21 protein-coding genes are annotated in these 26,727 nt (G+C 58.1%); 13 read left to right on the plus strand and 8 right to left on the minus strand.

What is annotated here, in order from left to right:
* The first annotated feature begins 1,154 nt into the window (after positions 1-1,154).
* From GDJ08_RS16375 to GDJ08_RS16385, 3 genes are read left to right on the plus strand one after another with little or no spacing between them, the layout of a single operon-like run.
* A complete protein-coding gene (locus GDJ08_RS16375; RefSeq protein WP_152151174.1) occupies positions 1,155-3,260 on the plus strand; it encodes a tellurite resistance TerB family protein in 2,106 nt (701 codons plus the stop codon).
* Positions 3,257-4,555: an ATP-binding protein gene (locus tag GDJ08_RS16380; protein WP_152151172.1), complete on the plus strand. Its 1,299-nt coding sequence runs from the start codon at positions 3,257-3,259 to the stop codon at positions 4,553-4,555. Before GDJ08_RS16375 ends, GDJ08_RS16380 begins: the two co-directional genes overlap by 4 nt.
* 4 nt (positions 4,556-4,559) lie before the next feature.
* The gene (locus tag GDJ08_RS16385) at positions 4,560-6,752 is read left to right on the plus strand and encodes a DEAD/DEAH box helicase (protein ID WP_153165287.1); all 2,193 of its coding nucleotides are present in this window, start codon (positions 4,560-4,562) and stop codon (positions 6,750-6,752) included.
* A gap of 197 nt (positions 6,753-6,949) precedes the next feature.
* Here the strand turns inward: GDJ08_RS16385 and GDJ08_RS16390 are convergent, their stop codons facing one another.
* Entirely contained in the window at positions 6,950-8,278 is a 1,329-nt protein-coding gene (locus GDJ08_RS16390; RefSeq protein ID WP_152151168.1) for a hypothetical protein, read from the minus strand.
* A gap of 315 nt (positions 8,279-8,593) precedes the next feature.
* On the opposite strand from GDJ08_RS16390, the gene GDJ08_RS16395 reads away from it, so the two are divergent.
* Positions 8,594-9,073, plus strand: coding sequence for a hypothetical protein (locus tag GDJ08_RS16395; protein ID WP_153165288.1), 480 nt, complete (start codon positions 8,594-8,596; stop codon positions 9,071-9,073).
* Positions 9,074-9,154: 81 nt separating this feature from the next.
* Entirely contained in the window at positions 9,155-10,051 is an 897-nt protein-coding gene (locus GDJ08_RS16400; RefSeq protein WP_152151164.1) for a hypothetical protein, read from the plus strand.
* Positions 10,052-10,184: 133 nt separating this feature from the next.
* Here GDJ08_RS16400 and GDJ08_RS16405 read toward each other — a convergent pair whose 3' ends face one another.
* The 3 genes from GDJ08_RS16405 to GDJ08_RS16415 all read right to left on the minus strand — a co-directional run bounded on the left by GDJ08_RS16405 (position 10,185) and on the right by GDJ08_RS16415 (position 12,547).
* Entirely contained in the window at positions 10,185-10,880 is a 696-nt protein-coding gene (locus GDJ08_RS16405) for a hypothetical protein (protein WP_152151161.1), read from the minus strand.
* A gap of 66 nt (positions 10,881-10,946) precedes the next feature.
* Complete coding sequence (locus tag GDJ08_RS16410) at positions 10,947-11,555, minus strand: hypothetical protein (RefSeq protein WP_152151159.1); 609 nt, start codon at positions 11,553-11,555, stop codon at positions 10,947-10,949.
* A gap of 161 nt (positions 11,556-11,716) precedes the next feature.
* A complete protein-coding gene (locus tag GDJ08_RS16415; protein ID WP_226956571.1) occupies positions 11,717-12,547 on the minus strand; it encodes a helix-turn-helix transcriptional regulator in 831 nt (276 codons plus the stop codon).
* A gap of 308 nt (positions 12,548-12,855) precedes the next feature.
* Between GDJ08_RS16415 and GDJ08_RS16420 the strand changes: the two genes are divergently transcribed.
* The 5 genes from GDJ08_RS16420 to GDJ08_RS16440 are packed head-to-tail and all read left to right on the plus strand — an operon-like array spanning position 12,856 to position 16,895.
* The gene (locus GDJ08_RS16420; protein WP_152151155.1) at positions 12,856-13,806 is read left to right on the plus strand and encodes a CBASS oligonucleotide cyclase; all 951 of its coding nucleotides are present in this window, start codon (positions 12,856-12,858) and stop codon (positions 13,804-13,806) included.
* Complete coding sequence (locus GDJ08_RS16425) at positions 13,803-14,297, plus strand: HORMA-1 domain-containing protein (protein ID WP_152151154.1); 495 nt, start codon at positions 13,803-13,805, stop codon at positions 14,295-14,297. The genes GDJ08_RS16420 and GDJ08_RS16425 overlap by 4 nt, the downstream gene beginning before the upstream one ends.
* Positions 14,294-15,190, plus strand: a complete 897-nt coding sequence (locus GDJ08_RS16430; RefSeq protein WP_152151152.1) for an AAA family ATPase — start codon at positions 14,294-14,296, stop codon at positions 15,188-15,190. Before GDJ08_RS16425 ends, GDJ08_RS16430 begins: the two co-directional genes overlap by 4 nt.
* Entirely contained in the window at positions 15,190-16,353 is a 1,164-nt protein-coding gene (locus GDJ08_RS16435; protein ID WP_152151150.1) for a hypothetical protein, read from the plus strand. The genes GDJ08_RS16430 and GDJ08_RS16435 overlap by 1 nt, the downstream gene beginning before the upstream one ends.
* Positions 16,350-16,895 (plus strand): 3'-5' exonuclease, encoded by a 546-nt coding sequence (locus GDJ08_RS16440; RefSeq protein ID WP_152151148.1) that lies wholly within the window; start codon positions 16,350-16,352, stop codon positions 16,893-16,895. The genes GDJ08_RS16435 and GDJ08_RS16440 overlap by 4 nt, the downstream gene beginning before the upstream one ends.
* 91 nt (positions 16,896-16,986) lie before the next feature.
* Here GDJ08_RS16440 and GDJ08_RS16445 read toward each other — a convergent pair whose 3' ends face one another.
* Positions 16,987-17,784, minus strand: coding sequence for a lysozyme inhibitor LprI family protein (locus tag GDJ08_RS16445; protein WP_153165289.1), 798 nt, complete (start codon positions 17,782-17,784; stop codon positions 16,987-16,989).
* Positions 17,785-17,971: 187 nt separating this feature from the next.
* Complete coding sequence (locus GDJ08_RS16450) at positions 17,972-20,662, minus strand: UvrD-helicase domain-containing protein (RefSeq protein WP_153165290.1); 2,691 nt, start codon at positions 20,660-20,662, stop codon at positions 17,972-17,974.
* Between the two features lie 425 nt (positions 20,663-21,087).
* Between GDJ08_RS16450 and GDJ08_RS16455 the strand changes: the two genes are divergently transcribed.
* A complete protein-coding gene (locus GDJ08_RS16455) occupies positions 21,088-21,570 on the plus strand; it encodes a hypothetical protein (protein WP_152151142.1) in 483 nt (160 codons plus the stop codon).
* A gap of 153 nt (positions 21,571-21,723) precedes the next feature.
* Here the strand turns inward: GDJ08_RS16455 and GDJ08_RS16460 are convergent, their stop codons facing one another.
* Both GDJ08_RS16460 and GDJ08_RS16465 read right to left on the minus strand, forming a co-directional pair.
* Positions 21,724-22,797: a Shedu anti-phage system protein SduA domain-containing protein gene (locus tag GDJ08_RS16460; RefSeq protein ID WP_152151140.1), complete on the minus strand. Its 1,074-nt coding sequence runs from the start codon at positions 22,795-22,797 to the stop codon at positions 21,724-21,726.
* 365 nt (positions 22,798-23,162) lie between these two features.
* The gene (locus GDJ08_RS16465) at positions 23,163-23,720 is read right to left on the minus strand and encodes a hypothetical protein (RefSeq protein ID WP_153165291.1); all 558 of its coding nucleotides are present in this window, start codon (positions 23,718-23,720) and stop codon (positions 23,163-23,165) included.
* An 887-nt stretch (positions 23,721-24,607) separates the two neighbouring features.
* Here GDJ08_RS16465 and GDJ08_RS16475 point away from each other — a divergent pair.
* Complete coding sequence (locus GDJ08_RS16475; protein WP_152151136.1) at positions 24,608-26,017, plus strand: site-specific integrase; 1,410 nt, start codon at positions 24,608-24,610, stop codon at positions 26,015-26,017.
* Between the two features lie 119 nt (positions 26,018-26,136).
* The gene (locus GDJ08_RS16480; protein WP_152151135.1) at positions 26,137-26,625 is read left to right on the plus strand and encodes a hypothetical protein; all 489 of its coding nucleotides are present in this window, start codon (positions 26,137-26,139) and stop codon (positions 26,623-26,625) included.
* The last annotated feature ends 102 nt before the right edge of the window (positions 26,626-26,727 follow it).

Here is a 26,727-nt window from a genome sequence, read left to right on the forward strand (position 1 = left end):
TTCCCGAATCAAATCCGTCCCTATAGAGTCTTCGGTCCAGCTCCGTGAAGAGTCTGAGCCCGCATTCAGCGGCCTCCAAGAATCGCCTCTCGGACCAAACTCGCTGGAGATCAGGTGGCTCAGCCGGCTCTACCCTGAAACGCAAGCCGGGCATCGGTCCCGCCTCTGGCGTTACTATGGCCTTAAAGGAAGCGCCGTAGGCAGGGGGCCACGTGGCGAGAAAAAGGAAGCAATCCGCCGCCGGCTGGATCGTCGGTGTATTGGTCGTTATTTGGCTGATTCCAAAAGAGATTTGGATCGGTCTCGGCATCGCCACACTTATAGGATTTGCCCTATGGGTCTGGCTCAGATGGCGGGCTGAGAGGAAGGTCGCCCCAGCCACAGCACCGGTGTCAGAACCCACTCTGGCAGAGCTCATCCAATCCTCAGCGCCCAGGGCAGTGCCCAAGGAGCCCGTCAGGCGGCCGACGTCGATTCGCGACGAGGCAGCTATTCCTGTCGGGCCATCTAAGGGTTCTGGCCCGCCCGCCCTCCACTCTTCCGGCTTGGGTGGCTCACCGTCCCAAGTGCCCGGCCCGGTTTCTCACGGGGCGGCGGCCGGCGGCCCAAGCACAATTGAAATGGCCCTTTCGCCTCCAGACGCGGGGACTTCCCCGGGGGTTCTTACCAGTGCCGCCCTTGCCATGGCCGATGAGCACGACCTAGGCCCGGACTTTTCGGTCTCACAGCTAGAGCCAAGCAACCAGAGCCTGGAGACCTCCACTCATTCCGCCCCCCGTAAGAAAGCTGGAAATCTGGCAGAGGCAATGAAGGCCGTAGCCGAACGCTCTGCTGCAGGAAAGGCTGCCCAGACCTTTGCGGAACAGGTGCAGGTCCAAATTCCCGGAGCAGCAGACGTAGCTCAAAGGCTCGCAGCATCTTTGACGGCCCATGGGGCCCAGGTGACTGGCGCAAGCCGGCCCGGGAACTTGAAGGAAGTGAAAGCACATATTGCCGAGCATGGAGCTTCCTACACGGACCCCACCCAAGTTGAGACGGAACTGAGGACCAGCGCTGACGATGATCGCGGACCGTCTCAAGGTCAGCAGGCGCCGCCTGCCATCGCCAGAGCTGTCCCTCCACCATTGCCGTCAGCAACGGGGCCCGCTACCGGAATGGAAGAACTGCATCGCGTCGTCATCGCTTCTGACACTCCCTCAAAGGAGTTCATCGTCCCTCGCCCGCCCGAAGGCTGGGCGAAGACCCGATGGCTAGGCGCCGATGAGACGATCGAGATCGGGGGCGTAGCCATTCAAGGCGGCCTCTTCTACACGGGCGTCAAGCTCGACTCCCCCAATGGCGACACCGAGCCCAGCTTGGTCAACAGCGTCTTGGCCGTCGCTCCATATGGCGATTACAGAGGCTCCACCAACTACTGGCTGGCCTACGCTCAGCTGTCACCCAGCGAGCGGCGGGCCTACCTGACCTGGTTGGCATCGGACCGAACCGACAGCAATTGCTCAATCAGCTACGTCCGTCTCTACTTCTTCGGCCTAGAGCGCCGCGTCCTGCTTGATTCGGTGACCGACCCAGAATCGAGAAAAGACTGGCCTGCTATCAAGCAGGCCCTCCGAAAGCTGGGCTCCACCTATGGAGAGATCTATGGTCCTATCCGTGGATATACCAACAGCTTGCTGGACTGGATGGAGCTGGATTCGGTCGAAGAGAAGCTCTACTCAAAGCCAGTTCCCCTGTTTGATCGCTCCTACGAACTCCCCTTCTACGTCCGCTTGGCGCTGGGCCAGTGTTCGCTTGACCGGGCACCCATCCCTGCTCAATTGGCTCTGGCCTGGATTCGGCTAAACCCGGAGGTTTCGCTGCGAACCGCGGCAGTCCGGTGCGCCGATGAGTTCGATCGCCTGTTTATCGAGCGCTATCACGAGCTGTTTGGCAGCGGCATGGTGCTTCCCAAGAACCGCACCAAGCTGAAGTTCGCACGGCAACCAGCTTCGCCCGCCCTGTATGGCGTCTCCCTCAAGCCCAAGACGTTCGGAGACGTTCCTGACGTCACGGCCCTTCGTGCCCCACTGAAGGGCCTGCTCGAGGTTGTTCAGCAGTGTACCGACGAGCTCGGCCCCTACAGCCGATTGGTTGGAAGATCTTCCGTTTCAAAGGATGCGCTGGAAGCGCTGCTTTTGCTGCCGCCCAGCATTTGGCCTGAGAGCCAAAGAAGCACCCTCCGTTCAATTGCAGAGGACGTCCAAGCAGGCAACATGACGATCCAGTTGGAAGAGCTGAGCGCTCGGTTCGGCCCAAGCCTCGGCCCTCTCGGCCGGGAAAGGGTTCGCGATCTAGCCCGGGTATTGGAAAGCATGAATGTCGGGATGGAGCCAAATGTCTTGGAGGGAGCACGTGCACCTTCTGAAGCCGATCCGATCGTGATCTTTGCGCTTCTACCTGGTCAGTCGCACAAAACAGATGCCGCAGCGTATCAAACAGCCATCCTTACCCTGCAGCTCGCCTCGGCGGTTGCCCAATCAGACGGCTCCTTCAGCGCGCAGGAGCTGGCGCATCTCTCCCTAGAGATCGACGGCTGGTCTCACCTTAGCGTGGCAGATCACGGTCGACTGCGTGCTCACCTGGACTTGCTTGTCGCGTCGCCCATTTCCCTGCCATCACTGCGGAAAAAGCTCGATCCGCTGGACAGTGCCACCAAAGAGGCGATTGCGGCTTCCATGGCAACTCTCGCCCAAGTGGACGGAATGGTGTCGCCGGAGGAGGTGCGCTTTCTAGAGAAGGTCTACAAGGCCCTAGGTGTCGAACCCAAGCGGATCTTCAGCGACATCCATGCGCCGAGGCCGGGCAAAACCCAGTCCCAGTCCACTCAGTCCGCTTCGTTGCAGCTGGATCCCGAGCGCATCGCCGCGCTGCAGCGCGACACGGCCAAGGTGTCCGCCCTCCTTGCGACCATCTTCACGGAGGACGAGCCCAACTTCAGCCACGAAGATGCTCCTTCTGCATCTCTGGAGGAAACGCCTGAGGTCGGCAACGGCCTACTTGGCCTGGATGAGTCTCACAGCGCATTGCTCCGGCTGATGCTTTCTCGCCCGAGCTGGACGCGTGCCGAGCTCGAGGACGGCGCTGCAGACCTTGAGTTGATGCTGGATGGTGCGCTGGAGCAGATCAATGATGCCTCCTTCGACGCCTATGACATCCCCTTCTCCGACGGCGATGACCCGTTGGAGATCAATCCCGAGTTCATTGAGAAGATCGAGCAATGAGTAACCCTATTCGAACTAAAGACCGCGACGCGGTCGTCCAGTCTCTTCGCGCTGGCGTTGTCCCCCGCGCAGGACAGCACCTGATACAAGTTGGCCGCGCTCGCGAGGTGGAGACGCTGGTCGGCGACATCGACCGGCTCGCCGATGGTGGGTCCTCCTTCCGCTTAGTGATCGGAGAATACGGCTCCGGCAAGACGTTCTTCCTCAACCTGGTTCGCGCCATTGCCATGGAGCGAAAGCTGGTCGTAGCCAGTGCGGACCTGAACCCGGATCGCAGGCTTCATGCATCAGGCGGACAAGCCCGTTCGCTGTATGCGGAACTGATGCGGAATCTGGCGACGCGAACGAAGCCAGAAGGCGGCGCATTGCCCGCAGTGGTCGAGAAGTTCATCGCTACTGCAAAATCCGAATCCAAGGCAAAAGGTGTCCCTACCGAACAAGTCATCCGCGCCAAGCTGGAACAACTGACGGAGCTGGTCAACGGCTACGATTTTGCGGACGTCATTGCGGCTTACTGGCGCGGGTTCGAGGAAGGAAATGAACAGCTGAAATCCGATGCCATCCGGTGGCTTCGTGGTGAGTTCACGACCCGTACGGATGCCAAGGCCGCGCTCGGCGTGCGCACAATCGTTGACGACGCATCCGTCTATGACCAGCTCAAACTCATGGGCAGGTTCATCCACCTCGCCGGCTACAGCGGGTTGCTCGTATGCCTAGATGAGTTGGTCAACCTGTACAAGCTGGCCAACGCTCAGGCACGAAATTCCAACTACGAGCAGCTCCTGCGCATGCTCAACGACTCGCTCCAAGGAACGGCAGTTGGCTTAGGCTTCGTGTTGGGCGGAACTCCTGATTTCCTGATGGACACTCGCCGCGGTGTCTACAGCTACCAAGCGCTGCAAAGCCGCCTCGCACAGAACACCTTTGCCACGAACGGCCTGGTCGACTTCAGCGGACCTGTGGTCCGCCTCTCCAGCCTTACTGCAGAAGACTTCTACGTTCTTTTGACCAAGATCCGCCACGTCTATGCCGGCGGCGACCAGGCCAAGTATCTCCTTCCTGACGAGGCCGTTCATCAGTTCATGGAGCATTGCGCCAACCGCATCGGCGACAGCTTCTTCCGCACCCCTCGGACCACCATCACCGCCTTCATCAATCTGCTTGCTGTGCTTGAGCAAAATCTTGGCACCGACTGGCAGTCCTTGATCGGCGCGGTCGAGGTCAAGCCTGACCTTGGCGGCCAGGGCGACCTTGATGTGGTCGAAGATGACGAACTGACCTCTTTCAAGCTGTGAGCACATGAGCACCTCCAGCGCCTTCCATTCGCTTCATCCCGGCGTCCAGCGCTACCTATGGGCGGAGCAATGGGAAGCATTGCGGGAGGTGCAGGAAATGGCCATTCCGGTCATCCTGCCGGCAGATCGCGATGTCGTCATCGCAGCCAGCACCGCATCAGGAAAGACCGAAGCAGCGTTCCTTCCGGCCCTAACCCACCTTCTGAACGGCGATACAGATGGACTGATCGTCTACATCAGCCCCCTCAAGGCACTGATCAATGACCAGTTCGGGCGGCTGGATCGCCTATGCGAAGATCTGGATATCCCCGTTTGGCCGTGGCACGGAGACATCGGCTCAACTACAAAGCAGCGCTTCTTCAGGAAGCCAACGGGCGTCTTGTTGATCACCCCCGAATCCCTGGAGGCGATGCTGTGCAATCGCGGCACGTCTGTGGCGGGCATCTTCAAGGAAACAGCCTTCGTCATTGTCGATGAGCTCCATGCGTTCATTGGAAGTGAGAGAGGAAAGCAACTCCAGTCGCTCATGCATCGTGTGGAGGTCGTCCTGGGACGGAGAGTCCCTCGGATTGGGCTGTCGGCAACTCTAGGAGACATGCAGGCTGCGGCGTCCTTCCTCCGCTCAGACGGCAGGGCCGCAATCGTCGATGCCCCGTCGGGCAACAACGAACTCCAGCTGATACTTAAGGGGTTTGAAGAGCCTCCTGCCCCCCAAGATGCCAAGCACGAAGAAGTGGCACCGCTAGCCGTTGCCAAGCATCTGCATGAGGTGCTTTGCGGCACGAACAATCTGATTTTTCCCAACAGCAGACGCGAGGTAGAGCGCTACACCCACCTCCTGAACGAGATCAGCGAGCAGGCCAATCGCCCGCGGGAGTTCTGGCCGCACCACGGCAATCTTTCCAAGGAGATTCGCTCAGACACGGAAGCTGCGCTCAAGCAGAAGGAGCGCCCAGCAACCGCAATCTGCACGAATACGCTAGAACTGGGGATCGACATAGGCGCCGTGAAGAGCGTGGCTCAGATCGGGACGCCGCCTTCCGTCGCCAGCCTGCGGCAGCGCATGGGTCGATCAGGTCGCCGCAAAGGCGAGCCGGCTATCCTCCGCGGATACGTCATCGAGGATGCGATCGACTCCAACTCCGATCTGAAGACCCGCCTGAGGCTGGACACCGTTCAGTCCATCGCTTCTGCATTGCTCCTCATCGACAAGTGGTTCGAACCACCCGTCGCCGGCGGCGCTCATCTGTCGACACTGGTGCAGCAGCTTTTGTCTGCAATCGCCCAGTATGGCGGGCTGCGCGCCCCTCAAGCGTATCAGCTGCTGTGCGCGTCCGGCGCGCCGTTCCAAGGGCTCTCAAGCGAATCGTTCGTAGAACTCCTGCGCCATCTTGGGAAGCAGGACGTGCTCACCCAGGACAGCTCCGGGTTACTCCTCCACGGGCTGATCGGCGACAAGCTGGTCAATCACTACTCCTTCTACGCTGCTTTCGTGGCGGACGAGGAGTTCCGCATTGTCGCGGCGGGGAAAACCCTGGGAACCTTGCCAATCACGCAAATGCTCGCGGCCGGCCAGCGCATCCTCTTTGGTGGACGCACCTGGCTAGTGGAGCAGGTCGATGAGGCACAGAAGACGATTTACGTCTTGGCAGCCAAAGGTGGAAGCCCCCCGATCTTTAACGGAAGCGGAGGGCGTGTGCATACCCGTATACGTCAGACGATGCGTGCGCTCTATCGCGGTGAACTACGTCCAACATTTCTGGACGCTACGGCGAGCCGCTTCTTGGAGGAAGGCAAGAGCGCCTATGAGCACCTGGGGCTCGACGAGAACGTCCTACTGGATCAAGGAAGCCATTTCCTCCTCCTCACATGGGCTGGGGACGCTGCCAACGAAGCCATTGCGTGCCTCCTCGGCGCGAGAGACGTCAACGCACAGGCCGGCCGGCTCGGCGTTGAGGTCACCAAAGGCTCGCAGACCCGCAACCATCTGCTGGAAGAAATCGCAGCAATCGCGTCACAGCCTGCACCAATGAGCGAGGAGCTGCTGGTCAAAGCCAAGAACCTCGCCAACCAAAAATGGGACGGCCTGCTGCCCCCGCGCCTTCTCAAGCACTCCTACGCTTCGCTGCGCTTGGATGTAGCTGAGGGCATGGACTGGCTGAGGGCATATCAGACTGTCAGTCAGACCGGACCTTGAGGCGCAACCTCAAAGGCCCGTCCAGCCACCTAAAGCGTGGAGGGCTCAGTAGAAGAATGCCCGAAACGGGATCTGCGGGTGGCGCTTTGGGCGCGTGAAAGACCTGCGGAGTTCGCTCCCAGCTCCTCCGCCCCATCGTGGGGCGGACGAGCTCGCCTGCTGAAACGTCGATACTTCTGACCCTTCAACTTGTCATATCACTGATCATCATCCGTTGCCCGACTCCCGGTAGGCGGATCTTTTGGCCTAAACCTGCCAGGCCTCTCAGTTCGCCTGACAGCCTTGAGGACCAGGTCCCTGAGGTCTTCAGACAGGTTCGGAACCTTCCTTAGGGCGTCGCGAAACATTGGCGACGCAAAGAATTCGGCATAAGGGCTCCCGTGGTCAGTCTCTGCCATGAAACGCAACGGCTCTTGATCAAGGTGGCGAAGCGCAGACCCAAATAGGTCTTTTTCAAAGTCCGGGTCGATACGTGAAGCCTCGCGCCGATAGCCCTCGTAGGCTGTCGCCAAGGATGCTTTAAATGAATAGTCCTCGGCTAGACGGAATCGCTGAGCTATCTGACGGGTCGCCAGCCACGCTACCCACAGCGGCGCAGCAAGGGAAAGCGTCCCAAGGGCGACTTGAACCCAAAGCAATGACATGAACTGCTGGGCCGTCGGGTCCTTCGTCAGTTCGGAGATTGCTTGGACTCTCAGGTAGCCAAGATAGGCACCGGCGCCGAGCGCGCCGATCAAAAGCCCAACCCACCATCTGACCGATACCCGGAGGGCGTTTGCCCGACTATTGAAAGCCTCAGCGAGCGCATGGCTGGTCGTGGCGCGATACACGGCCTCGATCCCGTCCAGCACCTTTTTGGCCTCGACCTCCAATGCCTCCATCCGAGTGAACGACGACGCAGCATCATCTGCTGCAACCTTAGACTTCGACGCAGCTTCAACTGCAGACTGATGTGCTGCGGCAACGTCCTTGCGTGCATTTGCAATCATTTCAGCATCGACCGGAAGGTCGCCGATCAGCTGTGCGCCCTGCTTGATTTCGGCCAACTGGGCTTCGAGGGCCTCTCGATCCACAACAATGGCATCCAATGCCTTCCTGGTTAGCTTCAGTTGACGCCGCAACCTACCCGGCAGCGTCTCTGGGTCCGGCTCGGCCCAAGCCCCATTTGGGAACAGAGTGCGCTCCCACTGATTGAACGTCTCAAAATACGCCCAACCTCCCTGACCTATGTTACCGCTCGTTAGATTGCCCAAATTCCCAGTAAGCATGCTGAGCTGGGCCGGAAGGCTGGCGATCAAGACCGCTTGATCTTGCTCGTCACCATCACTGGAATCGAAGCTAAGATCGGCATCCCTAATCCGCTGGGCCAATCGTGCCGGAACAGCGGCAACTTCTTGGGGCGTCAGCGCAGGCGCCATCCAACCAATCTGCTGTTGAAGGGGGTTGGTCACCCCACTAAACGTCCGCTCCACCGCGGATGCAAAATCATCCAACGCACTGCACGCCGCTTCGACCTGCTCATCCATAGATAGCCCCCCCGTCGTCAGCGCATTGTAGGGGCAGATGCCGCCTCAGGCGCAACCCGGCGTCATGCCAACTCGAAAGGAGATACTGGCCCAAAGCCACTCGGCCAGGCGCCCGTCGCTTGGTTAGGCAGGCGCATTCAGCTTCTATCGTCATTACGATAGAACCTGGCTCGGGAAATCAATTGGCTTAAAGTGACCAACTTCTGCCCAGCACACGGTCCACCGAGGATCAGACTCCCTAGCCACCAAAAGGACGCCGGCAAACGGCTTGACATCCTTTGATATCGCCATATGGTCTGCCGGCCGGAGACCACTATGCGCGCCCCATCGATTCGATACACCGTCCGCTATTTCACCTCTTTGGGCTACACCATCGAGCAAACAGACCCCAAGTTTGGCCTAGGGGATTGGAAGATCAGCGGCGCCGGATTGCCCCTAGATGGCCGCACCTTCAGCACTAGGGTCTTGCTCTGGGTTGAGTGGATGGATTACGTCGCCGAACGGATCTATGAAGACTTCGTAATCAAAGAGATTCAGACCCATTGGATCAATGCCAATCACGCAGACAGGGTGGCGTTTTCCGCAGAACTCAGAGAATGGGGCCGTGGGGTACTTTCACCCAGATTGGAGCAAATTGTCAGTAGCGCACCAGGGTGGAACACCGACAAGCTGCCTCCCGACTGGAAGAAACGGATTAGAAAACTGCTTGGCAGCGACCAAACCTATCGACCCCTCTGGCTCGTGCTTTGGGAGCTAGACGGACAAGTTGTCGGCGGCAGTTTATCGGACGGATAATGGCGCCACTCTTCCTGGGAGACGGCTGTGCCAAATATTCTCCATGCTTCACTTGAGCTAGCCACAGCGCTCATTTCGGCAATGAGCAAGTCCCAGCGCGAGCATGAGGAAACGCTCACCGGCACGCTGCTTGGATCCCTGCTGAGCTCCAACACCCTGCTCAGCCTTGTCTCCGCTCATTTAGACATCATGCCCACGAAGTGCTGGTGGGGCTCTTACAGCAAGTACCAATCAAAGGAGCAGGATGAAACCGAAGCAGGCAGTGGCGCCGATTTCGCACTTCTGACGCTGCTCGAAAGCGGCGGAGCGCGCCTCGCGATATTTCAGGCTAAGCGTGGCGAACTCAAAGATGGAGGCTGGGTGTTCGACGCAAATCGAGTACCCCAGAAGCGAAAAAAGCCTGGCGCCAAGGACCGCCGGTCGCAGATGATCGTTCTGACTGAGACAGCAAAGCGTTTGGCGACTCTAGCCCCACTCACAATAGACGAGGCGTCTCAGCTTTTGCCAACGGCGCCGAGTGAGCCTACTCCGCAAGAACTGGCTCAGACAGATCTGAGCGAATTTGACTGGATCCATTACCTCATCTACACATCCGGCGGCACCGAGTCCATTGCGTTGCGTCACCTCAGCGAAGCCTACCTGAAGGAGGTTGGAGGCCAGAGGTCGCCAACCACCGTGCACTTAGATAGGCGAATCGTTCCGTTTGTGAAGGTTGTTAGTAATGGTTGCGGGATCGAGGGAACTCATTGGTTGAATTTCAAGGATGCTGGGACCGCAATCATGGCGCTGCCCGCCCTATTGCCACTCGTCCCTGTGGTGGTAGGAGATTCGACCGGTTCGCATGGTCCCATGCTAGAGGCGGCGCTTGGCCTAGCCCCGCTTTCCCTCGATCTCAGCGGCGGCGAAGTGGAAGCGCTGATCGCGGCACTGAACGCTGCGCCAGGGGAACCCGAGTGGATACCTCGAACGCCAAGCTGACCTGACCAGCAGGCACCACCACGGCAGTCGAAGGGCCTCGGAATGCCGTCCGCAACCATTGGAGCCCATTTGCTGCGCTGGCAACGCTGACCCGAGTCTCAAACGGGGCAAAGCGCTTGCTGACTCTCTCCTCCTACGCCTGGACAGATAATTCGAGCAAGTGCCGCAAAGCGCCTGCTCGATCTTCCCAGTGGTCGACGTTCCAGGACGGGTGGTAAACCCAAGTCATCCACGCCGCCCCACCTTCGTACTTCAACCTCCATACTTCGCGTTCCTCCACGTAGCGGCGCTTGCGAGCGCCTTGATTGACACGCGCGGCACGAAAGAGAGGAATACGCTGTGCGACCTCACCATGGCGGAACTGGCGCCATGCAGTCCGACCGAGCACAAGAATGACGGTGGGACGCAAGACGGGAAGCACCGTCTTCACCAAGACGTCCCCACCTAGGCGCAACTGCTCGTTGCGAGGCCTGTGACCCGCGTGAGACCCGGCGAAGGCCTGCGAGAGATTTAAGAAGCTTACGTGTCTCCAGGCATCAGCCGCTATCTCAACAGGAGGCAACTCCTGGCAAGTGACGATGCGATCCAACTCATCGAAGAACTTTCCGCCGCCTTTCCGCTGACATGTTGCCATGTCATTAAAGGTGCCGCGGGTGAATCCACGAGTGACCGCAGGGTCATCAGTCGAGCCTTCGCAGCGGTAGTGCGACTCGCCCAAAAGAAGCACACGGTGTCCTCGAGGACCAGCCATGTAGTGCTTTCCGACGTACGGCAGAAAGGCGACAGACTCCGGCCAGGCCTCTTCTTGCAGCGCGAATGGATCGATCATTTAACTATCCCCAGCAGTGGCCATGACTCATGGAGGCGGTAGCTCGATCGCACGATCGTCGCCGAATCAGAAGGGGTTCTTACTGGCCTCCACAGTAAAGACGCTGATGCTCGCCAGCACCTTGCGGCGTTCGTTGTATCGACGCCCCAGACACCCGTCCAGCACATAAGTGCCGACGTTCGTGCGCACCACCTTATTGCCCTTGTCCTGATTCCAGATGTTGTAGAGCGAGCCGCTCCGGACTTCTTCCGTTCCGCCGGCGTAGCTGGGACATCTCTCCACGGTCCGACTGTCTGTGACCTGTGGCGCGCCAAACTTTTCCTCAATTTGTGCGGCCACCGTTTTGACCAGCGCCTCGCTGTCGTCCAGGTTTACATACATGCTAGTCAGCGTACCGCCATTGAACGTCAACGTTGCTTTTAGAGGGCCGTCGCTCCAAGGGGTCTGAATCTTCGTATCAAACCGCTCTTCCCCGGGCTTCAACTCCACCGGCCTGCCACCCGGGCTTTGGTATGGCCCAAGAGGAGCGGCCAAATGAACGCCACTTTCAGGAAGTGCCGTGACCTGCTCGGGCGTCAAGCCTAATTGGAGCGAACCGATGCCAGTCGGCCCCTGCGCCCAAGCGTCCATGCAAACGAATACTGCCAAACAAAGGAGCCAACGACCGATCTTCATTCCATCCCCCTAAAACGTGATTAGTCCGAGCTTAGAAAGCTCAAAAACGTAGTCTTGACTATCCAGAACCATCTGTCATTTGACAAAGAGTACTGAGGCCACTGCCCGAGACCCTTGCAGAAAAAGAGACTAAGAGCCCAACTGCGCGAGCTCGTCGCGCATCACTTCACCTCCCCCAGCGGCAGAAGCCGCTCGACCTCCTCCCGATTCCTTAGAACGATCTGCTGCCTGGTCGCTGGACGAGCACACTCCTCTTCTGCCAGTCCCAACTGCTGCAGAACATAAAAGAGCAGCGATTGCCGACACGTTAGTACGCACTCTCCGTCCGTCATCCCATAGTCGAGCTCGATCACTGCGCGGTGGGCCGCTTCCAGACCAGGGTGAGGGGCCAGAACCAACTGAACCATGGTCGACCACGCTAGGTCCTCCTCTCCCCTGCTGCGATCTACCTCTCTTCCCGATACTTCTAGAATTCGAGACAGCAAGAAGTCCCGAAACTCGCCTTTCTGGTGGCAGTAAGCCCGCATGTGCCACCGATACCCATCACTGGCGAGCGCGTGAGGCGTCAATAGACGCTCGGATGGGACAGGGTTCGAAAGAGACTGGTAGCGCACGTTGAGCGCCCGATTCTGCCTAATTGCCTCAACGACACAGATGACAACAGACGCATCCAGTCGCCGCCAAGGCCTCGGCACGACTGCGACTGGCGGATGACCACCAAGAAAACTGCCGTAAGGAAGGTCTGGGCTCACAGCCACCCTGAGCAGATCCTCGAGGTAGCGGACGTGGGAGCTAGAAGGAAAAACCGCGTCAAACGCCGCCGACGTCCGGTAGACCCTGTCGCTGGAGTCGTACTCTAGGTTACCTGGGGCACGGCGCTGATACTCGGCCAGGTCGAGCGATGCTTGGGGCGTAGAAATCCCGAAGAACCCCGTGAGGTCGCTCCTATTCAGCTGCCCACCCCACCTAAGTCTGTAGTCGATGAACTCCAACCGACGCTCCTGGCCCCAGCGAGACCCGGACCTAGCGCCGAGCGCGGGAAGCTTAGGATGCGTTTCTTGGACGTTGCTCATGTGGATCACCCGGACCGGATAAATACTAGACGCGCATAGTATCTATGCGTATAGTTATGCTACGTGAAGAGACCGTGACGTGCAATCCGGCCTCCGATTCATCTACGCCGTGCCCGAAATGCAAACAACAGAAAAACCTTTGTGAACCATGGATCTGGTGGACGAAGTCGCTCTTTTTTGCGCTGACCGAGATGCCGGACTTCATATAACTATGGAGTAGTAGCCGCATGCCGCTTACCAACACCCAGCTTCTCTACTATGACAGCAACGTGCTGCGCCTTCCCGCGGACAAGCGCACGGAGTACCACCAGCAGGTTGATCGTCTGATCGGCGCCTTGAGCAAGCGGGTGCACGACCAGACGGAGATCAAGATCACGAAAGTCGTGAAGGCTGGCTCCTTCGCCAAGTACACCATCCTACGTAAGACGTCAGAAGATCCGGTGGACGTAGACGTGGTGTTCTACATCTCCGGCCGTTCAGTGGACCAAGAAACCCTGAGCAGCCTGAGCGAGCTGATCTACAAAGCACTTATAGAGCTCTATCCAAACAAGTCGGTCGAAGACTTTGAGATCCAGCGCAAGGCCGCCACCGTAACGTTCATTGGCTCGGGCCTGAGCGTCGACATTGTTCCAGTCATCGAGGACTCGTCGAAACCCGGCTTTGGGTGGCAGTTCGACATCCATGACGGGACAAAGATTCAAACCTGCGCTCCCTGCCAAATAAAATTTGTCAGGGACCGGAAGGATGTCGACAAAGACTTCCGAACCTTGGTGCGACTGGCGAAGAAGTGGCGCAACCATGCTTACATCAAACCGCTCAAATCGTTTGCCATCGAACTGATCATGGCTCACGTCCTGGCGAAGTATGGCAAGGATGGAACGATTGAGAAGCGATTTAGGGACTTCCTGCTCTACATTGCACAGTCAGGGCTTAAGGAGAAGATCTCCTTTCCCGAGAACGGCTCCGTTGTTCCCACCTTCGAACATCCCGTAGTCATCCTTGATCCGGTGTGCAGCAGCAACAACGTCGCGAGCAGGATTTCCGAGGCCGAACGCCAAGCAATTGTCGACGCGGCAAGCGAAGCCTGGGAAACCGCAAACTTCGCCTCCGCAGAGAACGACACTGAGATTTGGAAGGAGATTTTTGGACCTCGATTCAAGGTGGAGGACGACGCGTGAGTCAGACCAGCACTTCTACTAATACCTACTCTGTCGCCGACATCGAAGCAGTGATGCGTCGAGTCACAGCAGACTTGGTCATGATCGCCTCGAGCACGGGTGCCATTACGGAAGCGAAGGCTCGCAACTGGGCGCACGACATGGAGCTCTTGGCTAGCAAGGGCTACTTGCGCATGGCTGACCTGACCCTGCTAAGCGGCGGTATTGAGCAAATGGCGACTCGCTTCACTGTCGAAGCAGAGTCTGGAAGCCTCAAAATGAATCGCCCCGGTGGGCTCATGTGGCCGAAGGTGGCCAACCCCGACCTGCGTATCGTGCTTTTCTACAATGACTCTTATGACCAGGCGGCCAGAGAGAAGATGCGAGACAAGCTGAAGGTCGGTTGGGTTACCTCAACCGCAGACACCAGCCATTCGTCCCTCAGCTTGAGTTCGAATCGCAGCTACTCAAGCAACTCATATGGAATGCAGCGCGAGGACTATAGCCGATGAGCCAGGAAAGTGTATTCGATGCAAAGATCGTCCTCCCGGACCCGAAGCTCGCCCTGCGCGAGAAGACGCTGCTGGGATTCAATGATCGATACGACAGGATCCATGATCAGCTTCGGCTGCTTCTCAGCCTGAGCGAGCTCGATGCGTGGAGCAAGAAGCACCACAAGAGCAAGATTGCCCTGTGCGGCCTCGTATCCGAGCAGTACCCCCTGGTCATCTTCCATGGTGACGTAGGGACTGGCAAAACGGCGACCGCCGAGTGTGTCGTTAATCGCTTGGCGAAAGAATCGCGGACCGAGGACTCGCTTCTCTTCAGACTCAGTAATCGAGTTCGCGGCGGCGGCAAGGTCGGTGAAATGGGCACTCTCCTCAATCAAGCGTTTCAAGAGGTATGTCAGTCGGCGGGCAAGGCGCGCCGAGCCTTCCTGATCATTGACGAAGGTGACTCAATCGCAGCATCGCGCTCCCAAGAGAACAGCCACCATGAAGACAAGGTGGCAGTCAACACTCTGATTCAGGGCGTCGATGATCTCCGTCGTTACGGCGGACGGGTCGTTGTGATTCTTTGCACGAACCGACTCTCTGTACTCGATGCGGCCCTGCGCCGTCGGGCCGCAGTGGTTGAAGAGTTTTCCCGTCCCACCGACAGCGAGCGCCGCCAACTTTTGACGATGGATCTGGAAGGGCTCTCACTCACGACGAAGCACATCGAGCAGCTTGTAGCCGCCACTGGGGCGCAAGGTGAACAGCCTGGCTGGACGTACTCGGATATCCGAACGCGCCTTTACCCGACGGCCATGGCTCGCGCCTTTCCTGATCGCCCACTGTCCTTCGAAGACATCCATAGCGCCGCAACTTCACTTCGGCCGTCTCCAGTCATGGAGGACCGGTAATGGCGCCCCCCTCCCTGCTTGGCCGGCGAATCCACATTGCCGGGAGCATCTCCAAAGATTCCTGCACGGCCGCCCCCCAGGAAGTGGAGCGCGCGAGACAGAGCGTCGAGCTCTTGGTCAAGGAGCTGGTGGCCCGCGGTGCAGCATTCGTGGTGCCGATCGACGCCGAGAAGCCCCGTGAAGATGGGTTGCCCATTTGCTTTGACTGGCTAGTCCTAAAGACGATCTTTAACAACTTGGCGTCGCGGCCTGCGAGTGCCACCGGCCCTCTCGTCTTTGCCGTAAAGCACCATAAGAACGAGGATCAAATCCCGGAACAGTACGAAGATCTATGGGCTACGATGCGCTCGTCGGACTTGGTGCAGATTGAGTCTGCTGCGCATTGGAACATGAATGCCAAGCGAATGGAGGCGCAGGCTCGCCATGGCGACATCCTGATTACGTTGGGTGGCGGTGAAGGCGTTCTCTTCTTGGCCAATCTTTACCATGACGCAGGAAAGCCAGTTGTTCCCCTGACGTTCAAGCTGGAATCTGCAACAACGGGCTCGCAGAAGATCTTCGATTTTGCGTCCACCAGCAATAACGCCAAGCGCCTTTTCCTAGTCGAGGGAGCCCCCAATGAGCACGGCTGGCTGAACCGAATCGAGGTCACGTCGCGCAAGGCAGTCGCCGATTGCGTCAAGGATGTGATCGGACTGGTCGAGTCGCTGGTACCTCCACGGGCTTTTGTCGTGCGGCTCCTTAACCCGAGTCACCCGGACTTCGAGAGCGTCGAGAGCTTCTTCGACAACGTCGTCCAGCCTGTGATGGAGAACGAGCTGGGCTACAGACTGACGGTGGTCGATGGCCGCCAGTCATACGACCACGCCCGCATCGACGAGGAGATTTTTGCAAAACTGCATCGCAGTAGGGTCGTTCTGGCCGACATCACAGGTGGACGTCCCAACTGCTTTATCGAACTCGGCTATGCGCTCGGCCGAGGGCTGCCCACGATGTTGATGGCAAAAGAGGGGTCGGATCATCCCTTTGATATCACCACCCTGTCCGGCCATCACTGGAAGCCCACGGGAAGCACGGTAGAACGTCGGAAGGCATTTCTTGAACACTGGAACGCCATCAGGAATCGCCCCTCCCTTGTCCCTACCGAGCCGCTGATTCCATGACAAAGAACCTGGAAGTTTTCATTTCCGTTGACGTCGAAACGGCCGGCCCCATTCCGGGAGAATATGCACTGCTCTCCATTGGCGCTTGCGATGCATATCAGCCAGGACGCACCTTTTCGTGCCAACTCAAGCCCACTACTCGCAAGGCTGATCCTAAGGCGTTGGAAGTGGCCGGGCTTTCATTGGATGAGCTGGATCGGACAGGCCTTGAGCCTGAAGCTGCAATGGGGAATTTCCGTGACTGGGTACTGGAAGTGGCTGGCGCGGAAGCCGATCCAGTCTTTGTAGGCTTCAATGCCGCGTTTGACTGGTCCTTTGTCAACTACTATTTCCACCGATACCTGTCCACTAACCCGTTCGGATTTGCCGCGCTGGACATTAAATCGCTCTACATGGGGGCAACGAATTGCACGTGGGCAGGTACCAAGTCCAGCCACATAGCCAAGGCGCTTCACCCTAAGCTCGAAGGGACACACGATGCCCTTGAAGATGCGCTTTACCAGGCCGAACTCTTCCGTCGAATCCGATCTGTAGAACGGTAGCGACAAGCCACGAGGCGGAGGGGCCCTCCGCCCCGCTTGAGCAATCATCGGCTCCGCCTCTCCTAGACCTCCCCAAGTCTAATGAAGAGATTCAGTTGAGCTCAGCTAGGCGAGCACGGTAGGCGTCACTAACGCACGAACTGTCCCCGCACGCGTCGCGCACCTCCCTTCTCCAGCGTCCTTGGTCCGTGCTTATAGAGCTAGGATCGGCGGAATGGGAACGTGCCACCTTGAAGGCCTCGGCCGTTTCGCTATCTAGCCGGGCCAGCTCACCATCGGCACATATCATTTGCTCCACTGACGATGATGCCCTGGAGCAGTCAAAGCTAGGGCTGGGGGCGCCCAACGACGGCTCGAGCTCCTCGACGTCCGTGTAATCATCTGACTTTACCGATGCCAGGTCGTCAAAGTCCTCCTGCGCCGCGGGTGCGGGCTCACTTGCAAGCGGAGCCGCGGCGGGCTCAGGCGCTTTCTGCTTGCTTTGAAGGTTGGAGCGGATCGCAGCTCCGATGCCGATGAGATCACCAGGAAGCACGCGCACCTCCGCCAAGTGGTCCCCGTCGACGACTTGAGAGGTGTACTCGAGCCGAAGTTTGTAGACGTCCTGGCCGGGGTTGTTGAACGGAGCGGTGAGGTCCGCCTCGCAGCTGTAGCGGCTGATTGCCTCGTCAAAGCTGGTGGGGTGCGCCAAGGAAATGGCCAGAACCTCTCGCAGCGCCTTTGCGTCCAGGGAGGCTGCGGAACTGCCCGCGCCCAGCTCCCGCTGGATGATGCTTCTGATCAAATCCAGCGTGCTTTCATCACCGCAAGCCGGAGACTTGCTCGCGCCGCAACCGGCCAGCAACAGTGGTATCAACGCCACACTAAAACCAACGATCTTTCTCGACATCCTGTCCTCGCGCATTCTGGCTGGAATAACTTGATGCTCTATCGGCTAAATGCGTCGTTTCTTTAGCTTTCAGAGCCTACAAGCCCCCAGGGGACCCATCCGGGCACTATGCGCCGCCAGTTAAGCCTTAGGAGCTGGGCCACAAATACAGGGCAGCGCGCTCGTCGTCTAAAGCTACACAAGCCCATCAGTCCGATAGGCTCCGAGTCGCCTTACAACCGCTTTGGAACCGGGAGCAACCCAAGAAGGAGCCGTTGCGACCGTTCCGCGACTGAAGCACCCCTTGCTTGCATACGGGGCATTGGGCACCTGCCCGTGTGCTCGCCGGCAGTCGCTGGGTTCGAGGTTTGACCTGGAATTTCAAAGGCGCGTCTTGGTCCGCCTTGAGCTTGAAGGTGCAAGCAGGGAAGCGACTGCATCCGTGAAAGTCGCCGTAAGGTCCCGACCGCAGCTGCAGGATCCCACGCCCACACTGTGGGCACGGCTCCAAGGCCTCACCATCGATGGGTTCGATCTTGAGGTGCCCTTGCTTCACCAACTCCACCAGAAAGCGCGAAGGCTGGCTGAGGGTCGTATACAGCCTAACCTGCTTACGGGCACGGGTCATGGCCACATAGAACAAGCGCCGCTCCTCCGCTACAGGGAAGGGGTCGGGTGCCGGCATGGCTAACTGCAGCGCAGGGTCGTCTTGGATCTGGCTCGGAAACCCTCGGTTGCCCTCCACCACGTTCAGGATGAAGACGTACTCTGACTCCAATCCCTTGGAACCGTGGGCAGTTCGATACTCGATGCTCAGCTTGTCGCCGAAGCGGCGTTGCCACACGTCCAACGCACCCGGCCTGTCATCCCGGTAGCGCCCCAGAAGCATGACGGTGATGTGACGCCCCTTGAGCGGCGTCAGCTTCCCGCTTACAGCCAGGTGGTGCATATGGGCCAATTGCTTCTCCACATGACCCACGATGCTCGCCTGCTCCGCGAACCCGTAGGCAAGGAGTGGGGTCTTGGTCAACGGATTGGTGGTCTTGACATTTTTCTTGATCTGCGCGGGATTGGCCTGGATGAACCGGCTGGAGATATCGCAAAGTTCCGGGGGGCACCGGAACGTGGTGCCCAGGGACAAGCGCGTGGCGTGGGCGAAAGTCTTCTCAAATTCGGTCATCACGGTAATGTCCGATCCAGCGAAGCGATTGATGCCCTGCCAGTCGTCGCCCACCACGCAGAGGTGCGCTGGCGGATCAGATTGGTTCGACAACGCCTTCAACAGCCGAATGCGGGCCCGTGAACTGTCTTGGAACTCATCGGCCAGAATAAGAACGAACGGGCTCTTGTAGGCACCAGACTCCACGTGCCCCGCGGCCAAGATCAGCATGTCCTCGAAGTCAATGAAGTTGCCGCGCTGGAGGCGCCGCTCCCATTCCTCGGCGATCCGCTCGTAGAGCGCCAAATACATGCGTAAGCGTGCACCAAACCCGTCCTGAGACTGGGCTATCAGTGCGGCTTGCAGATCTTGCCGGGTAAGACCGTTGTTCTTGACGTGCTGCTGGAACACCCGGAACGAGCGGGCCAAGTCCTGCGCCTGCACAGGCGACAGTCCTCCCCCCTCCCTGTCAGGCTCAAATACCAGGCGCACACCGCGCGCCAACAGTGCCTTTGCCAAGGTAGGGATGGCCTCGCCGATCAGCAGGCCATGCGATGTGGTCTCAAACAGGGCCGTCCCGAACTTGGCGTGGAGCTCCCGTTTCCACTCGACCCCCGCCAGATAGTCCTTGAAATGCTTGGGCGCATGCCCTTTCCCGTTAAGGGCGAAATGCTCGTGGTACAGCTGAATTTCTGGGTAGTAGAAGTCTGGAAAATACTGCCGGAACTGGTGATCGGCCGTGTCGTGCTCGTAAGCACGCTCATACTCGTAGGTCACGCCGTTGTAGAACAACCAGTCGGCGATCGTACGCTCCTCTTTGCTTTTGACCACCTCACCACGGGCCGTACGGAAGCCACGCACGCCGTTGCCGTAGGCCTCGGGCTCGTCCGGTTGGCCCCATTTGCCAACATCCCGCGCGTATACGGTCCGGAACATGTCCCAGTCACGTTTGAATGCCTTGTCCTGTTCGCACAGCACTTGAATGATGTCGCCCACCTCCCTTACATCAGCGCCGGGGTTACCGGGATCGACCCAAGGGGCAAGGGACGGCTTCTTGCCCGTGGCCTTCGCGATAACGTCAATGCCAAAAGCGTGGAAGGTGCTGGACCGGACACTCTCCACCTGAGGCACCCCCCTCAACTGCTCTGCAATGCGAACGCCCACTTCCTCGGCGGTAGCCTTATTAAAAGCCAGCAGCAATATCTGCTCGGGCTTGGCCAAACCTTGGTGCAAGGCATAGCCAGTCTTGGCCACCATCGTGGAGGTCTTGCCCGACCCAGCCGCGGCGACGACCATCACCGCATCGTCCATGCAGATGCAAGCAAAGATCTGTTCTTCGGTGAGGGGGTTCTTTTCCACCGTCTTGAAGAAGCTATCGCACGCGACCCTCTGGATCTCCATGTGTTCGCTATTCGAATTCCCATAGCGCAGCCGCAGGGTTTCCTCCGGCGATGACTCCCCAACAGCCTGCTTCCAAGTCTTGGTTTGATGCTTGGGGGCTGGGTGGGATGCCAGAAACCGACTCGCCGTCCCCTTCGGGATCCAGCGCCCTTGACCGGCAAAGGCCAGAGCTTCTTCGATCCATCGCTTGAACTTCTCATCGAAGGCGGCCTGCGATTGGGCTGCGTTGACACGAGCTTCCTCCGCCACCTTTGGATCGACCGGGCGAGGCTTAGGCGGCTTCTTGCCGAAGATCGCGCCCAGAAGCCACAGCACCCCAATGAATATTAGAAACTCCACTGCCCCACCCTCGGTCTTTCTGCCCCGCGCCCTGGGGGACCAATGATGCCATGAGGACGCCAATCCACGGCGAATATCGCGCAATCTGACCAGTTATGTATCGAGGCCCACCCGTCCACAAGATTATTGAGGGTGTGCTGTTGTTGAACGAAATCCGGCCAACTGTGCGCCGACCGAGGAGGCTCGGGAGGCCGCGTTCGTCTGGCGAAGCAGCAAGTCATGATTGGCTGAGAGGCAGCGTAATCCGAGGCCAATGCCCCAGTTGACCACGGAATCGGCTCCAACGACAGGCTTGGAGTCCAGCCAACCAGACCCCTAGAATAGGCCCAGAGCCTGTAGGAGCCGCCCTTAGCTTTGCTGGGCTCAGCCTTCCAAGGCCACGACCACACATTCCATCGGAAGACGCGACCAACGCAAGGAAGAACATGCGCACCCCAACCGCACCCACCATCCTTGCACTACTCATGGCGTTGGTCTTGACGGCTTGCGACAGCAGCCGCGGCCTTCGCACAGAAGTGGAAAGGCTTGGCGAACAAGTTACCCGGAGTCGCGAGCAATGCGACCAAGCCCGCGAGCTGGAAACCCGAGACTCCAACGAGGTTCGACAGCGTCTGATACGCATTGGCGAGCTGAAGGCCGACGAGGAGTGGGACAAGTTGGTCAACACAGGAGAAGCCGGCACTACTGAGCTGCTCATCCAGGCAAAGAGGCGGATGTCGGACCCTGATTACCAAGCCAAGCGTGATCGAGAGTTGGCAGACCTCGATCGAGAGATAGCCCTATATAAAGAGGACCAGCCTCGCCGACGCGAAGATCGGCAGAACGCATGCGCGGCGTTGATCGCCAGCAATGAGGCTTATCGGACGGCGAAAGCAAGGCTCACCGATGCCACCGAGAGCTCCAAGTAGACCTGTGTATCGCTCCCTCTTGGACGAGCATTCTCACCGATCTTCCGTTGCGTCGCGCGACTCAATGCGGTCTTGAGCGGCATATGCCCCCTTTCAAAGGTCGGCGCAACCGGCTGAGCCGACATTAGTAGGCTTACCACACCCTGTCGGGGCCTACCAAGGAATGTCGTCGTCGAGTTCGGTGGCAGCTACCGCTCCAGTCTCTTGGCCCGCCGCGGGGGACATAACTTCCAACAACCGCTCACCTTGTGCCAGGAGGTGGTCGTAAGTCATAACGGTGATCCCATGCATACGCCGGTTGAGCCCATGGAGCGCTCGTTGCTGTTCATCGCTCCAATCATGAGAGCGCCCAATGACGATCGTCGCCCGCGGGTGATAGGCCACTACTTCCTTGTGGTCGAGAAGCCCTCTAGCAGCGAACTCGTGAAGCATGTCTAAGTATCGGTGGCATTGCCCCAATGCCTTGGACACATCGGCGGAGAAATAGAAGTTCTTGTGCGCTTTGTCGTAAAGCAGCACGTCCATGTCCGGCCGCTTCAGTTCTACGATGTCCCTGTAGCCTGCGATGACGTTAGGCAACATTAGGTCGATGTTGTCGCCCGTCGTAATCGACCGCACCTCATCCCGGACGACGTAAGCGTTCCCGAAAGCCCAACAATGCTTCTCACACCACGCCTGGTAGACCTGCTCAGCTGATTCTCTACGTCCCAGGCTGGAGCGCAGTTCAGCGACCGCGGATCGCATTTCATTGAGGCGAATGGACCCTCGCAGCGCCACTGTCAGCTCTTGGGTCAGCTCCGTGCTGGCGAGGTGCTCGACCAGCTCAGAGTGCGATAGGACTTTGGTCAGCGCACCAACCAGTGACTGCGGATCATGACCGGTAAGGTCGACTGCCCCGTTCGCCACCTTGATAAGAATGAACTCCCCAGCCTCAGACTGCTGGGCCAAAGGCAGATGGGTCTGAAGGTACTTAAAAAGCTGGAGAGTGGCTTCTTCGGTGAGAGTAAGCGATTTCAGCTTGTCCTCAACCAAGGGGCGTCCTTTCCCGCCCTTGAAGCCCTCCAACTTCACCGAGAACCCAGTGCGATCACTGTGCGGGATGAACCATCCGATTGCTTGAAGGAGGCTTTGACTGGTCTCGTTCAACACAACAGGCGGGACGAAGTCGACCTTACCGCTACTGGCCTGCTTCCTGACCACTTTTGATATCGAGGACGATTTGCTCATCTCGCCAGCTTTTTCCAGTGACAGAATGGCGTGTTGAAAGAAGCCGCAACTGAAGCGGCCAGCTTGAAGTCGAGGGTATCACCCCTACCAAAGAAGAACTCAAGCCTAGATAGACACTCCGGCCCAGACGGATAAGGCATGGGCGTGCGGACCGCAGATGTGGCCCCACCTTGACGAAGCAGCAGCCTGCGCTAACTTGACTAATCCCAGGAGGGCATCATGAACAGCAATGAGAAGCGACCCAAAAAACCAGAGAGACCAAACGCTGACGAGCTAAAGACAGAAACTCGAATCGTCATTGGGATTTTCGTGGTTGGCATAGCAGCGATTTATGCACGCTTCGCCGGGTGGATAAGCTGACGAAGCTAGGAAATTCTAACAAACTGCTCAGCGCAAAGGAGTAGCGTTCCGACGATGATGCCGGCAGAGCCAATGTAGGTGCGCTTAGAAGATCTCAAAAAAGCCTGAGCAATATTCTTCGAACTGATCATCGCTCGGCCAGCGTCTTCAACCTCGGAAGTGCTCCAGCGCCGCTCGATTTCATCCTTCGCTTGGCTCAAGCTCCTCTTCACCTCAAGCTCCGAGATAACTTCTACGATAATCTCCACTACCTCTGATCTCGTTGTATAACGCGTCGGGCTTTGACTCTCATCTGAAATAACCCTTCTTGCATGCGAGATCAGCTGGCTAGGCAATATCACGCCGGATGCAATACAGGCTGTTCCGCCGATAACGCATAGATTCCCGAGCCTGACCAGCAGCCCATTTGTTGGCGGCCAAAATGTCAGGGCGATCAAAAGCATGAAAAGCGCAAGATACACATAGGGGAGGCTGTCATAAACGCACTCACGCCATCCTCTAGCCCCCGCATTTCCCACGCCCTCAGCACTGCTTGATTGGGTGTCCGGTTCCTTCCATGCCATAACTTTCCCTGCGGCTCCTTGAGGCTGGAGGAACTATATCCCATTGGCTGGTTGCAGTAGGCTGCGCCTTGCCTATTTCGAGGATTTCAGCCCCACGCAGCAGCGTAAGATCCGCGAAGCGATCGGACGGAACGTCAGTTCGAAGCCGCCTAAACGAGCCAAGGCCGCCAGGGCTCAAAAGATAGACCTGACGCTCCGGTTCTGGCTGCCCTTCAGCGGTGAGACGTGGTCTGGCCGAGGGCGCCCGCTAAAGGCATTCCTTGCCTGGGAGGGAACCGTCGCACATACCGAGTGGAAGAAGCGACACCCCGGCGAGTGATTTCCCCCTTGCCCGGGGTGAGCCAGGCCGTAGCTGAACTGCTTCGACCCCCCAGCTTATCGACAGCCCCGCTGTCGACACATCTTAGGCAGACCCGCGAGGCCCCGCCCCTCTTGTTATCAAGAGACTTCAGAGCCTTGGAGAGGTGATGAGTCTGGGCGTTGAGCCACGCTGGATCTGGTGGGCAGGGGCCTGAGCTCCGCCCAAACCACAACTCTCACTCCGAATCGCCATTACCACCCAACAAATACCCCACGAAATAACCAAACATTCATCCTAGGTACAGCTTAATTTACTAACTAAAATTGGCTGTTTTGTTAGGAAAGTCATTATTGAACAGTATAGGCGATCTCCAAAATTTGGCCAGCCCGCAGATACTGAATCTACTTAAATATAGAGTCGCAGGCCGCTTTTACACATAAAAAAATGGAGAGCCCTTCGTCCATCGCAGCGTCGCATCCGCCAATCCTAAAGGTGTTATTCCACGTAGGGGACCACAGGCCATCACGCATTGACTTGACAAATAGCTTCCGTATCAAGCTTACATATACCAGCGGAAGCAACGAAAGTGGAAAATGCAAAGACCACACCAAGCCCATCTCAGGCCGATGCTGGCGACAGCACCGTTAAGATTGAGTTTGTAAAAGTCGGAAGGGTTAAGTTCTGCGGCGTAGAAATCAGCAACGCAAAGTCCAGAACACATTTTGAAGAACTTCTTCGCTTCGCCCTAGAGAAGACCGCGCGCCCTGGAGCCCGTAAGAACGGCACAATCTACCCGCCCTCACTGCCCCTAGCCACGCCGGCGGGCTTGTTGTCAGAAGAGATAGCGGACTACCTCCTGCACATGAAGCGGAGGAACATCCGGCCCTCCTCTATCGAAGCATCGGCTCGATCCCTCTCAAATCTTCAGAAGGTTTGTGGAGATATTCGCGTTACACATATCGAAAGGCGTCATATCTACATGCTCTGCGATCTATTGAGGTGGCAGCCACGTTCGCGCACCCATGCGGGTAGGGAGCTGAAGCTTCTATCCGCCGAAGAGCTGATAGAACTAGGCAAGAGCATGGATGTTCCCTCCCCTGCCACTTCTAGTTTTGCGCTTCAGCGAGCACTTCTAAGCGCTTTCTTCAACGCACTGCTCAATGCAAAGGCCATCGCTGCCTCGCCGATGGATGCATTCGGCAAGGTCCGCAAAGATCTTGTCGGCGTGCAGCCGAAGCGCAATCGTTCGCTTGGTGATGTAGAGCTTCAACGCGTCTTCGAACCAGCCAGCTTTGCACCTTGGGCAAAGAAATGGCCGCACCGATGGTGGGGACCGATCCTCGGCCTCTACACTGGCGCACGCATAGGCGAGATTGCTCAGCTGAAGGTCGCGGATATTTCCTTAGAGGAAGACACGTGGTTTATCTACCTCCGCGTCACCGCCGACGATGACCTTGCGCAGGCGAAAGGCGCAAAGAGCAGACAAAGCCTGAAGGGCCCCTCAGCTATACGAAAAATTCCAATTGCACAGCCCCTGCTGGATGCTGGCTTCCTAGAATTCCTGGAGGACATCAAGGAGGCCAAACATCCGCGCCTCTTCCCGCATCTCTCTGCGGGTATCAACCAAAAGACCGGTGAAACAAACGCGCGCTACAGCCAGGCATTGGTGCACCAGTTCGGCGCTTACATGAAAACTCTTGGCTTCTCTAAGGGCACCAGCTTTCACTCATTTCGCCACACGCTGATTAACAGCCTGATCAGCAAGGGATACACAACGTCGCAGATTGCGTTGATCACCGGCCACTCAACGATAGGGCAAGTGAGGGAGGATGAAGCACCTGTTATCAAAGGAGCCTATGAGGGCATGCTGCCGGAACAAGCTCGCCCGCTATCCATGAGGATGCTCGAGGACTTCACGCCTCCAGTCGTTCTGCCAAAGTATGTACGAGGACAGTTCAAGGAGCGACTACGGGACAAGAAGAGCTTCTATCCGTAGGTGAGTCGGGAAGTTCCGATCCCTTTTCTGCCCTAGGCGACACCCGCAAATCGGTCTTGTTGACACCGCTTTTCACTCGGTCCACTATTGGTCCTAACAACACCACTTTTGGAGTCGAGATGGAGACTACCGTCACCACCGCCCGCGCCGCAGAGATAGTAGGCATCGGCTACGAGGGCTTGCGTAGCTACCTCAAGCGGGGGCTCTTGGGCCGCAGCGGGGTTCTAATCCCGATGGTGGGCAAAGACGCTGCCGCCCCGGATCTGAGCACCGTCCGCGCATCTTGGAAGCGATTTGGTTTCACTGATCTCTGCCTGATGCGGCTGGCGAAGCAACTGATAGAAATGGGACTGACCTACGACCAGGCCAACTCGGTAGTGTCCCAAGAGGGTCTGAGGCGGCTGTTCCGGACAGGGGCACCCTCCACCGATGCGGCTTTGGTCTGTTCCCCTCCCTACCACCACTACTGGGTGTTCAAGGGGGACGAGCGAAGGCACCTCCTTGATCGGCTTTCCGAGATTGGGGACGCTGCGATTCTCATCAACCTTGGTGCCACGGCCACCCATGTTTGGCGGCAGCTCTCCGAAGATTTAGACCCCGCCCAATGAGGGGATGCGCGCCGCTAGCTCACCCGCCGAGTCGTACTCCCCTCGGTCCCGCGGCCCGCTCAATGCCGCACCGGTTTCGATCGAGCTGGCAAAGCCACTCGC

Origin of the sequence: Stenotrophomonas nematodicola (assembly GCF_009467805.1) — a bacterium.
GTDB classification, from domain to species: Bacteria; Pseudomonadota; Gammaproteobacteria; order Xanthomonadales; family Xanthomonadaceae; genus Stenotrophomonas; species Stenotrophomonas nematodicola.